This window comes from Nonomuraea sp. NPDC049709 (assembly GCF_040674815.1).
Taxonomy (GTDB): Bacteria; Actinomycetota; Actinomycetes; order Streptosporangiales; family Streptosporangiaceae; genus Nonomuraea.
The window spans coordinates 1-11,255 of the sequence record NZ_JBFANM010000161.1 but is presented as its reverse complement, the minus strand read 5'-3'; the positions used below and the strand labels follow the sequence as shown (position 1 = coordinate 11,255).

The following is an 11,255-nucleotide window of genomic DNA, read 5'->3' as shown; positions in this document are numbered from 1 at the left end:
GACTCCGACAGCGGCGCGGCCAGCATCCCGAGCCCGCCCGCCGCGGCCGCCGCCGACCCGGCGAACAGGAACGGCATCTCCCGGAACCCCTCGTGCCAGGCGGGGACGGCGGTGTCGCAGATCAGCGCGGCCGTGTACGTGGCCACCGCCGGCCCGGTCAACCCGGCCCCCACGGTGGCGGCCCGTCCCAGGCCCGGGAACAGCCCGGTGACGCCGGTGGCCGCCGCGCAGGCGGCCTGCGGGGCGTACCCGCTGAGGATCCAGGTGCCGACGCTCATCGGCGAGGTCACCTTGAACACCCGCAACATGTTGAGGAACCGCTCCGGCCGGCCCAGGTCGTGGATCAGGCAGTAGAGCGAGCCCCCCAGCGCGCCCAGCGCGCCGACCTTGGCCGACCTGGCCAGGTGGGGCCGGCCGGTGAGCTCGGCGGCGGCGGCCAGCGTGGACGACGCGCCGGCCAGACCGCCCAGGAACAGGTAGCCGGCGATGTCGGGGGCCTGCCACGTCGGCTCGTTCAGCACCGGCCGGCCGTAGTAGGAGTCGAAGTCCGCCTTCGGCACCATCAGCCGCTCGCGCCGGCGGCCCGCCGAGCCCGGCGTCGCCTCGCGCTCGCCGCGCAACTCGGCCGAGCCGTCCAGCCGCACATCGGTCTGGCTCATCAGCGCCGCTTTCCCTTCACGTCCGTCCGGCTCATCAGCGCCGCCTCCCCATCACGTTCGACCGGTCCATCAGCGCCGCCCTCCCCGCACGCCCGAGCGGCCCTGCAACGCCGTGGCCGCCACCCCCGCCAGCAGGGCGAGGGCCGCCATGCCCACGTGCCGCCACATCGACGGCAGGTCCCTGGTGGTCACCACCGGATCGGGCGGCAGGCCGTACACCTCAGGCTCGTCCAGCAGCAGGAAGAACGCGCCCGTGCCGCCCACCCCGTCGTCCGGGTCGTGGCCGTACAGGCGGGCCGAGCCCATCCCGGCCTCGCGCACCTGCGCCAGGCGGCGCTCGGCCCGCTCGCGCAGCTCGTCCAGGTCGCCGAACTGGATGGAGTCCGTCGGGCACGTCTTGGCGCAGGCCGGCTCCTCGCCCGCGCCCAGGCGGTCGTAGCACATCGTGCACTTGGCCGCCGTGCCGCTGGTCTCCCGCTTGCCGATCACGCCGAACGGGCACGCGGGCACGCAGTAGCCGCAGCCGTTGCAGACGTCCTCCTGCACCACGACCGTGCCGTACTCGGTGCGGAACAGCGACCCGGTCGGGCACACGTCCAGGCAGGCCGCGTGCGTGCAGTGCTTGCACACGTCGGAGGCCATCAGCCAGCGGAAGTCCATGTCGCCGACCCCGGGCTCCTGGTGTCCCAGGGGCCGCCGCTGCTCGACGAACGCCACGTGCCGCCAGGTGTCGGCGCTCAGCCCCACGGTGTTGTCGTAGGACATGCCGGTGAAGTCGAGGCCGTCGTCGGGGACGTGGTTCCACTCCTTGCACGCCACCTCGCACGCCTTGCAGCCGATGCAGATGCTGGTGTCGGTGAAGAAGCCCACCCGGCTCTCGCCGAGCCTCTCCTCCAGGTCGAATGCCACGGCTCACACCTCCATTCCGGTGTCGGCGCTCACGCCGGCGCGCCGCTGGTAGGACCTGACCAGCTCCGGCAGAGCGGGGCCACGCGGCCGCCGCCCGGGACGGATGTCCGCCGACAGGGCCTTGACCTCCTGGATGTGCGAGTTGGGGTCCAGCGAGATGGCCGACAGCTCGTTCGCCGCGTCGCCCTTGGCCAGCCCGTTGGGGCCGTAGTGGAACGGCAGGCCGATCTGGTGCAGGACCCGCCCGTCCAGGTGCAGCGACGGGATCCGGTCGGTGACCATGACCCGGGCCTCGATGGCGTTGCGCGCCGTGATGATCGTGGCCCAGTCGCCGTGCACGAGCCCGCGCTCGGCCGCCAGCGCGGGCGAGACCTCGCAGAACATCTCCGGCTGCAGCTCGGCCAGGTAGGGGGTGAAGCGGCTCATGCCGCCCGCGGTGAAGTGCTCGGTCAGCCGGTACGTCGTCACCACGTACGGGTAGACCGACGCCCCCGGCTCCTCCCCGCTCGGCTGGTAGCGGTTGTCCTCGTGCGGATAGACCTTGCGCACCGGGTTGCGCTGGCGCCCGTAGAGCGGGTTGGCCACCGGCGAGTCCTGCGGCTCGTAGTGGGTGGGCAGCGGCCCGTCCACCACCCCCGCGGGCGCGAACAGCCAGCCCTTGCCGTCGGCCTGCATGATGAACGGGTCGATCCCCGACAGCGCCTCCACGCCCTGGGCCTCCGGCGGCGGCCGGTAACCGGGGCTCTTGTCCGTCTCGAAGTCGGGCACGTCGTGGCCGGTCCACCGGCCCGCGCTCTCGTCCCACCAGACCAGCCGCTTGCGCTCGCTCCACGGGCTGCCATCGGGCCTGGCCGAGGCCCGGTTGTACAGCACGCGCCGGTTGGCCGGCCATGCCCACGCCCATTCGGCGGCGATCCAGTCCTGCTCCGAGCCCGGCTTGCGGCGCGCGGCCTGGTTGACGCCGTCGGCGTAGACGCCGCTGTAGATCCAGCAGCCGCAGGACGTGGAGCCGTCGGCCTTGAGCGCGGCGTAGCCCGGCAACGGCCGGCCCTCCGCGTCCCGGCCGTTGATCTCGGCCAGCACCGCCTCCGCCGACGGCTCCGCCGTCTCGCCGGCCACCGGGTAGTCCCAGGTCAGGTCCAGCACGGGCGCGTCCATCGGGTCCTGCGACCCGGCCAGCTTCTCGCGGATGATGCGGCCCAGGTGGTACATGAACCACAGGTCGCTGCGGGCGTCGCCGGCCGGCTCGACCGCCTGGTGGTGCCACTGGAGCCACCGGTTGGTGTTGGTGAAGCTGCCGCTCTTCTCGGTGTGGGCCGCCGCGGGCAGGAAGAACACCTCCGTGCCGATGTCGGCCGTGCGCAGCTCGCCCGACTCGATCTCGGGCCCGTCCTTCCACCAGGTGGAGCTCTCGATCAGGTTGAAGTCGCGCACCACCAGCCAGTCGAGGTTCGCCATGCCCAGGCGCTGCATCTTCGCGTTGGCCGAGCCGACCGCCGGGTTCTCGCCGAGCAGCAGGTAACCCTTGCAGACGCCCTCCATCTGCGCCATCACCGTGTCGTACGTGCTGTGCGAGCCCGTCAGCCGGGGCAGCCAGCCGAACCGGTAGTCGTTGTCCGCCTGCGCCGAGTCGCCCCACCACGCCTTGAGCAGGCTGATCAGGTAGGCGGGCATGTTCGCCCAGAAACCCTTGTGCGGCGCGTCGGCCAGCAGGAAGTCCCGCAGCCGCTCGTTCTCGTGCGCGTGCGGCATCGGGATGTAGCCGGGCAGCAGGTTGAACAGCGTCGGCACGTCGCTGGAGCCCTGGATGCTGGCGTGCCCGCGCAGTGCCTGGATGCCGCCGCCCGGTCGGCCGATGTTGCCCAGCAGCAACTGCAGGATGCTCGCCGCCCGGATGAACTGGGAGCCGTCGCTGTGCTGCGTCCAGCCCACCGCGTAGACGAACTCGGAGGTCTTCTCCGGCCCGGAGTTCTCCGTCAGGTGGCGGCACACCTCCTCGAACAGGTGCCTGGGCACGCCGCACACCCGCTCGACCATCTCCGGCGTGTAACGCGCGTAGTGGCGGCGCAGCACCTGCAGCACGCAGCGCGGGTGCCGCAGCGTCTCGTCCCGCTCCGCCCGCCCGTCCAGCGGCACGCCGGTGCCGCCCTGCACCTCGCCGCGGCCCGGCGGCGTCTTGCCGGCCCGGCGCAGGAACTCCGCGTCGCGCTCGCCCGAGGCGGGCACCGCCGTCATCCCCTCGTACTGCCAGGAGTCCTGGTCGTACTTGCGGTTGTCCGGGTCGAAGCCGGAGAACACGCCGTCGAGGTCCTCGGCGTCGCGGTAGTCCTCGCGCAGGATGGTGGCCGCGTTGGTGTAATTGACCACGTATTCGTGGAAGTACAGCTCGTTCTCCAGCACGTGGCTGATGATCGCGCCGAGGAAGGCCACGTCGGAGCCGGCGCGGATGGGCACGTGCACGTCGGCCAGCGCGCTCGTACGGGTGAAGCGCGGGTCGACGTGGATGATCACCGCGCCGCGCGCCTTGGCCTCCATCACCCACTGGAAGCCGACGGGATGGCACTCGGCGAAGTTCGAGCCCTGGATGACCACGCAGTCGGAGTGCTGCAGGTCCTGCATGAACGTGGTGGCGCCGCCCCGCCCGAACGACGTGCCCAGCCCCACCACGGTCGAGCTGTGGCAGACGCGGGCCTGGTTCTCGATCTGCACCACGCCCAGCGCCGTCAGCAGCTTCTTGATGAGGTAGTTCTCCTCGTTGTCCAGCGTGGCGCCGCCCAGGCTGGCGATGCCCATGGTCCGGGCGGTGCGCCGGCCGTCGCTCTCCCACTCCCAGGTCTCGCGCCTGGTCGCGATGATCCGGTCGGCGATCATGTCCATGGCCGTGGCCAGGTCGATCGCCTGCCAGTCCGCCGCGCCCGGCGGCCGGTAGAGCGCCTGGTGCCGGCGCTCGGAGCCGGTGGTGAGCTGCAGGGTGGCCGCGCCCTTCGGGCACAGCCGGCCGCGGCTGACGGGAGAGTCGGGGTCGCCCTCGATCTGGACGACCCGCTCATCCCGTACGTACACGTTCTGGCCGCAGCCCACCGCGCAGTACGGGCAGACCGACTTCACCACCCGGTCGGCCACGGCCGTACGGGCCCGCACCGCGCCCGTCCTGGCCGACTTCGCCGCCGACCCCCGCGCCGTACGGTCCTCGCCGGTTAGCTGCCGCAGCAGCGGCCACGCGAAATCCATGACACCCCCCGATGCCCCACGGCCCGAGTCCTGCCCGGGCGGGACGGGGGGAAAACCGGCAGGTCAGAAGACGCGGGCGGCGGCCTCGTCCCAGGCGGCGCGGTCGCCGGAGGGCTCGTAGCGGCGCAGCGGCTCGGCGGAGGCGACCAGCGAGCGCATCTCGTCCAGGCCGGAGACCAGCCCGGCCGCCCGCGCCTGCACCAGCACGTTCCCGAACGTGGTCGCCTCCGCCGGGCCCGCCACCACCGGCAGCCCGCAGGCGTCGGCGGTGAACTGGCACAGCAGCTCGTTCCGCGAGCCACCGCCCACCAGATGGACCACCTCGACGTCGCGCCCCGACAGCTCCATCGCCTGCCGCACGGCCAGCCGGTGCCCCAGCGCCAGGCTCTCCAGCACGCACCGCACGAAGGCGGCGGGGGAGGAGGGCGGGCGCTGGCCGGTGCGGCGGCACTCGGCGGCGATCCTGGCCGGCATGTCGCCCGGCGGCATGAACACCGGCTCGTCCGGGTTCACCACGGCGGCGAACGCCGGCTCGCCGGCCGCGGCCGCCAGCAGCTCGCCCAGGTCGGAGCCCGGCCAGGCGCGCAGGCACTCCTGCAGCAGCCACAGGCCCATGACGTTGCGCAGGTAGCGGACGGTGCCGTCGATGCCGGCCTCGTTGGTGAAGTTCGCGGCCCGGCTCTGCGGGGTCAGGACCGGCTCCGGCAGCTCCACCCCGGCCAGCGACCAGGTGCCGCACGAGACGTACGCGAAGGCGGGGCCCGTGGCGGGCACCGCGGCCACCGCCGAGGCCGTGTCGTGCGAGCCCACCGCCCGGACGGGCGCCGACCAGCCGATCTCCCCGGCCACGTCGCGCCGCAGGCCGCCGACCGCGTCGCCGGGCTGCCGCAGCTCGGGGAAGATCCCGGAGGGCAGGCCGAGCTGCTTGATCAGCGGTAACGCCCACGACCGGGTGCGCACGTCGAGCAGGCCCGTCGTCGAGGCGTTGGTCACCTCGGCGCCGACCTCGCCGGTCAGCCAGTAGCCGATCAGGTCGGGGATCAGCAACATCGTGGCCGCACCGTCGAGCCGGTCGGCCAGCAGCTGGTAGATCGTGTTGAACGGCAGCACCTGCAGCCCGGACACGTCGTACAGGGTCTCCGCCCCGACCGCGTCCGCGACCTGCTCGGCCACGCCGCGCGTGCGGTCGTCGCGGTAGTGCACCGGGTTGCCCAGCATCGCGCCCGACTCGTCGAGCAGCGCGTAGTCCACCGCCCACGAGTCCACGCCGATGGAGGAGACCGGGCCGGCGGCGCGCAGGCCGGTCAGGATCTCCCGGTAGAGGCCAAGGACATCCCAGTAGAGCCGGTCCGCCACGCGTACCGGGCCGTTCGGGAAGCGGTGCGCCTCGGTCAGGCTCAGCCCGTCGGACAGGTCGGCGAGCATCACCCGGCCACTGGAAGCGCCCAGGTCCACGGCGGCGAAACGGCGGCTCATTGCGTCGACTCCCTGGCGACGAGCTCCGGCTGGAACATGATGTGCTGGTGCGCGTGCGTATCTGGATTGTCGCACTCGTCCAGCAGCAGCTCGGTGGCGATGCGGCCGAGCTGGTACGTGGGCTGGCGCATCGAGCTGAGCGACACGGTCGAGGCGGCGGCGAAGTCGATGTCGTCGTAGCCCATCAGCACCACGTCCTCCGGCACCCGGACCCCCGACCGCAGCAGCGCGCGCAGCACGCCGAGCGCGAGCAGGTCGTTGGCGCAGAAGACGGCCTCGGGCAGGCCGTGCGCGATCAGGTCGGCGGCGGCCTTCTCACCCGCGCGGGCCGTCATCGTCGTGGCCTCGTACACGCGCAGGTCCTCGGGCTCCAGGCCGACGCCGCGCATCGCGGCCTTGGCGCCCTCGCGCCGCTCCACGCACTGCCTGATCGTCAGCGGGCCGGTCACGTAGGCCACAGTGCGCGCCCCCTTGGCCAGCAGGTGCGCGACCGCGGCCCGGCCGCCCGCCACGTCGTCCACGGCCACCGCGCACTGGTCGGGCCGGTGCGCGGGATGGTCCACCAGCACCACGCTGATGCCGTGCCCGCGCAGCCGGTCGAGCCTGGCCGGGTCCTCGCCGGACGGGGTGATCAGCACGCCGCGCACCCGGTGCTCGGCCAGCACGCGCAGGTTGCGGTCCTCCTTGTCCGGCGACCCGGCCGAGTTGCCCAGGATGACCGCGTAGCCCAGCTCGCTGGCCACGTCCTCGACGCCGGCGGCGACCTCGGTGAAGAACGGGTTGCCGATGTCGATCACGCTCAGGCCGATCGTCCTGCTGTGCCCGGCGCGCAGCGTCGAGGCCGACCCGTGCCGGACGAACCCCAGCTCGCTGATGGCCGCCTCCACCCGCTCCCGCGTGGCGGGTGCGACCTTGCCCGGCCGGTTCAGTACGTTGGAGACCGTGCCTGGTGAGACGCCCGCGAAGGCGGCGACGTCCTTGATGCTGACCATGGCCATGGAGCCCAATTAAAACGTACTAACGAACCCTGCGCCAGTCGCGGCACCGGTAGGAACGCCGATTCCCGTTGACACCGCCGCGAAAGGGACCCTAACGTCGCGCGCCGGAAGTAAAACGTTCTATTCGAGGAGCGCGCTCATGATCCGGGCTGCCATCATAGGGGCCGGCGCCATCGCCGCGCACAGCCACGTGCCCGCCCTGCGGGCCCACCGTGACCGCGTCGAGCTGGTGGCCGTGGCGGACGTGGCCAGAGACCGGGCGAGGTCGCTGGCCGAGGGCGTGGCGGCCTACACCGACCTGGGCGACCTGCTCGCCGCCGAGCGTCCCGACCTGGTGCTGATCTGCACGCCGCCGCACCTGCACGTCGAGCAGGCGATCGCGGCCCTGGGGTCCGGGGCGTGGGTCTGGTGCGAGAAGCCGGCCACGCTCTCCCTCGCCGAGTACGACCGGATCCAGGCGGCCGAGGGTCCCGGCGGCCCGTACCTGTCGGTGGTCTACCAGCAGCGCTTCGGCTCCGGCGCCGGCCACCTGCGCTCGCTGGGCGGTGCGCTGGGCCGGCCGCTGCTGGCCCTGTGCCAGACGACGTGGCACAGAGGCGCGGACTACTACGCCGTCCCGTATCGCGGCAAGTGGGCCACCGAGGGCGGCGGCACCACCGTGCTGCACGGCGTGCACCAGATGGACCTCATGCTGTCGGTGTTCGGCGACTGGGCGGAGATCAGGGCGATGGCGGGCCGCCTGGAGCGGCCCATCGAGACCGAGGACGTGTCGATGGCCATGGTCAGGTTCGAGAGCGGCGCGATGGCCTCGGTGGTGACCAGCGTGCTGTCGCCGCGCGAGGAGAGCTATCTGCGCTTCGACTTCGCCGAGGCCACGGTCGAGCTGCGGCACCTGTACGGCTACCGCAACGCCGACTGGAGCTCCACCTCCCCGCTGTGGAACCCGCCCGAGGATCTCCCCAGCAGCCACGCCACCCAGCTCGGCCTGCTGCTCGACGCCTACGGGCGCGGCGAGCGCCCCCCGGCCTCCGGCGCGGACGGCCGGCGGGCGATGGAGTTCGTCACCGGCCTGTACGCCTCCGCCTTCACCGGCCGCCCGGTGCGCCGCGACCAGATCACCCCGGACAGCCCGTTCTACCACCGGCTCGACGGCGGCATTGAAACGTTCTTCACAGCCAGCGCCCCTTCATAACGTTCCGGTAACCCGCGCATCACGGGACACGCTCGGATCCCGGTGGCCCGCCTGCGGAATCACCCACGCTGATCAGCCACGACCGCCAACGACGGAGAGGGAGGTCTTGTGCGGCGCGGCAGAGGAACGTTTTAATCCCCCGTAAACGTAGGCGTAACGGGCTGTGAGCGCTAACAGTAATCTCGAAAGGCAGGCTTCATGCCGGATGTCATCGCGTACGGCGGCGACTGGAACCCCGAGCAGTGGCCCGAGGAGACGTGGGAGCAGGACGTCGCGCTGATGCGCGAGGCCGGCGTCAACCGGGTCAGCGTCGGGATCTTCTCCTGGTCGATGCTCGAGCCCGCCGAGGGCGTGTTCGACTTCGGCTGGTTCGACCGGGTGATGGACCTGCTGGCCGACAACGGGATCCGGGCCAACCTGGCCACCCCCTCCGCCTCCCCGCCGCCCTGGTTCGGCGACGCCTACCCCGAGGCGCTGCCGGTGGACGCGGACGGGCGGCGGCTGTACCACGGCAGCCGGCAGGGCTTCTGCCCCAGCTCGCCGATCTACCGCGAGAAGGCGCTGCGCATCGCCGAGCAGGTGGCCCTGCGCTACCGGGAGCACCCGGCGCTGGCCCTGTGGCACGTGCACAACGAGTACGGCTGCCACAACGCCCGCTGCTACTGCGACACCTCGGCGGCGGCCTTCCGCGCCTGGCTGCGTACGCACTACTCCTCGCTCGACGCGCTCAACGAGGCCTGGGGCACCGCGTTCTGGTCCCAGCGCTACGGCGACTGGGCGCAGATCCTGCCGCCGCGCGCCACGCCCAGCTTCCCCAACCCGGGCCAGCTGCTCGACTTCCGCCGGTTCAGCTCGGACGCGCTCGTCGAGCTGTACATCGCCGAGCGCGACCTGCTCAAGGAGCTCGCCCCCGGCGTGCCCGCCACCACGAACCTGATGGCCGGCGTGCACTGGGACATGGACTGCTGGGCCTTCGCCGCCGAGCTGGACGTGGTCTCCACCGACCACTACCTGGTCGGCGCCCGCCCGGAGCCGCACATCGACCTGGCCTTCGCCGCCGACTACGCCCGCTCGCTCAACGGCGGCCGCCCCTGGCTGCTCATGGAGCACTCCACCAGCGCGGTCAACTGGCAGCCCCGCAACCTCGCCAAGACCCCCGGCGAGCTGCGCCGCAACTCCCTGTCGCACCTGGCCAGGGGCGCGGACGGGATCATGTTCTTCCAGTGGCGCCAGTCGCGGGCCGGCGCGGAGAAGTGGCACTCGGCGATGCTGCCGCACGCGGGCACCGGCACCAAGGTCTGGCGCGAGGTCGTGGCGCTCGGCGCCGAGCTGGCCGGGCTCTCCGGCGTGGCGGGCAGCACGGTACGGGCCGATGTCGCCCTGCTCGTCGACCACTCCAGCGTGTGGGCCCAGGACCACCCCGCCCAGCCCACCGCAGAGCTGGACCCGGTGGAGGAGGCCAAGCGCTGGCACGCCGCGCTCTGGCGGGCCGGCGTCACCTGCGACGTGGCCCACCCCGAAGGGGACCTGACCGGTTACCGCCTGGTCCTGGTGCCCCAGCTGTACTTGGTGAGCGACTCGGGGGCGGCCAACCTGGAGGAGTTCGCCCGCCGGGGCGGCGTCGTGCTCGTGGGGCCGTACAGCGGGATCGTGGACGAGCACGACCGGGTGCGGCTGGGCGGCTACCCCGGCGCCTGGCGGGACCTGCTCGGCGTGACCGTCGAGGAGTTCTTCCCGCTGGCGGAGCCGATCCGGCTGGCCTCGGGTGCGACCGGGACCGTCTGGAGCGAGGCGGCGCAGGTCACGACCGCGAAGGTGCTCGACACGTACGCCACCGGCGAGCCCGCCTGGACCCGCAACGAGTTCGGCGCCGGCGCCGCGCACTACCTCACCACCAGGCTCGACGACGCCGCGCTGGCCCAGGTCATCGCCACGGCCTGCCACGAGGCCGAGGTCGAGCCCCCCGCCAGGAGCGTGCCGGGGGTGGAGGTCGTCCGCCGCTCGCACGCCGACGGCCGCTCGTTCCTCTTCGCGATCAACCACACCCCCGAGGACGCCACCGTGACGCTGACATCGGGCACCACGATCACCGTCCCCGCCGGCGACGTCACGATCACCCCGACCTGACCACACCACCGCCCACCGGCACCCGGCGCGGCGCCGCCCCACCCGGTGCCGCTGAGCCTTGGAGGCACGGCTGAGAGCACCCGAGAACCCGGGCATCTCTCACCCCGGGGATGACACGTTTTAACACCTCAGCCCCACTCTCGCACCGGATCGGGGCGGCCGGTGCATTGACAGCGAGCACCAGGAATCGTAGTTTCCTGCACGAAGGATTAAAACGTTTTGAAGGGAGTGGCAGTGCAACGCGTCTGCTTCCTGCTGAAAGTCCGCCCGGAGCGGCTGGCGGAGTACCGCGAACGCCACCGCGAGGTCTGGCCGGAGATGCGAGAGGCGCTGTCACGCACCGGCTGGCACAACTACTCGCTCTTCCTCAGGGAAGACGGCCTGCTCGTGGGGTACCTGGAGACCGACGACTTCGCGGCCGCGCAGAAGGCCATGGCCGAGACCGAGGTCAACGCCCGCTGGCAGGCCGAGATGGCGCCGTTCTTCGAGGGCCTCGACGGCCGCCCCGACGAGGGCATGGCACCGCTGACCGAAGTGTTCCACCTGGATTGATCGGGGAGTAATGACTGACATCAAGGCCGCCCTGAGGGCACAGCACATCGAGACGCCGTCCTGGGCGTTCGGTAACAGTGGTACCCGGTTCAAGGTCTTCGCGCAGCGGGG

The 11,255-nt window shown here is 72.2% G+C and carries 8 protein-coding genes; 3 read left to right on the top strand and 5 right to left on the bottom strand.

Annotated features, from left to right (window positions below; genetic code table 11):
- The 5 genes from nrfD to AB0J69_RS60420 all read right to left on the bottom strand — a co-directional run.
- Positions 1–659: NrfD/PsrC family molybdoenzyme membrane anchor subunit (nrfD, locus tag AB0J69_RS60440; protein WP_364138101.1), on the bottom strand; the 659-nt coding region annotated here is incomplete at its 3' end.
- Positions 660–728: 69 nt separating this feature from the next.
- Positions 729–1,568, bottom strand: a complete 840-nt coding sequence (locus AB0J69_RS60435) for a 4Fe-4S dicluster domain-containing protein (RefSeq protein ID WP_364138100.1) — start codon at positions 1,566–1,568, stop codon at positions 729–731.
- Positions 1,569–1,571: 3 nt separating this feature from the next.
- Positions 1,572–4,799, bottom strand: coding sequence for a formate dehydrogenase (gene fdh, locus AB0J69_RS60430; RefSeq protein ID WP_364138097.1), 3,228 nt, complete (start codon positions 4,797–4,799; stop codon positions 1,572–1,574).
- Positions 4,800–4,862: 63 nt separating this feature from the next.
- Complete coding sequence (locus AB0J69_RS60425; RefSeq protein WP_364138094.1) at positions 4,863–6,275, bottom strand: rhamnulokinase family protein; 1,413 nt, start codon at positions 6,273–6,275, stop codon at positions 4,863–4,865.
- Positions 6,272–7,273 carry a substrate-binding domain-containing protein gene (locus tag AB0J69_RS60420; RefSeq protein WP_364138091.1) on the bottom strand — a complete coding sequence of 334 codons (1,002 nt, stop codon included), beginning with the start codon at positions 7,271–7,273 and terminating at the stop codon, positions 6,272–6,274. The genes AB0J69_RS60425 and AB0J69_RS60420 overlap by 4 nt, the downstream gene beginning before the upstream one ends.
- A 139-nt stretch (positions 7,274–7,412) precedes the next feature.
- Between AB0J69_RS60420 and AB0J69_RS60415 the strand changes: the two genes are divergently transcribed.
- From AB0J69_RS60415 to AB0J69_RS60405, 3 genes are all read left to right on the top strand, one after another.
- Positions 7,413–8,465 (top strand): Gfo/Idh/MocA family oxidoreductase, encoded by a 1,053-nt coding sequence (locus tag AB0J69_RS60415; protein ID WP_364138089.1) that lies wholly within the window; start codon positions 7,413–7,415, stop codon positions 8,463–8,465.
- Between the two features lie 198 nt (positions 8,466–8,663).
- Positions 8,664–10,592 carry a beta-galactosidase gene (locus tag AB0J69_RS60410; protein WP_364138086.1) on the top strand — a complete coding sequence of 643 codons (1,929 nt, stop codon included), beginning with the start codon at positions 8,664–8,666 and terminating at the stop codon, positions 10,590–10,592.
- Positions 10,593–10,826: 234 nt separating this feature from the next.
- Positions 10,827–11,144 (top strand): L-rhamnose mutarotase, encoded by a 318-nt coding sequence (locus AB0J69_RS60405; RefSeq protein WP_364138083.1) that lies wholly within the window; start codon positions 10,827–10,829, stop codon positions 11,142–11,144.
- Positions 11,145–11,255 lie beyond the last annotated feature (111 nt).

Coding starts and splice junctions, on each gene's coding strand:
- AB0J69_RS60425 (WP_364138094.1), bottom strand. CDS start 6,275: ATGAGCCGCCGTTTCGCCGCCGTGGACCTGGGCGCTTCCAGTGGCCGG.
- AB0J69_RS60410 (WP_364138086.1), top strand. CDS start 8,664: ATGCCGGATGTCATCGCGTACGGCGGCGACTGGAACCCCGAGCAGTGG.
- AB0J69_RS60415 (WP_364138089.1), top strand. CDS start 7,413: ATGATCCGGGCTGCCATCATAGGGGCCGGCGCCATCGCCGCGCACAGC.
- fdh (WP_364138097.1), bottom strand. CDS start 4,799: ATGGATTTCGCGTGGCCGCTGCTGCGGCAGCTAACCGGCGAGGACCGT.
- AB0J69_RS60420 (WP_364138091.1), bottom strand. CDS start 7,273: ATGGCCATGGTCAGCATCAAGGACGTCGCCGCCTTCGCGGGCGTCTCA.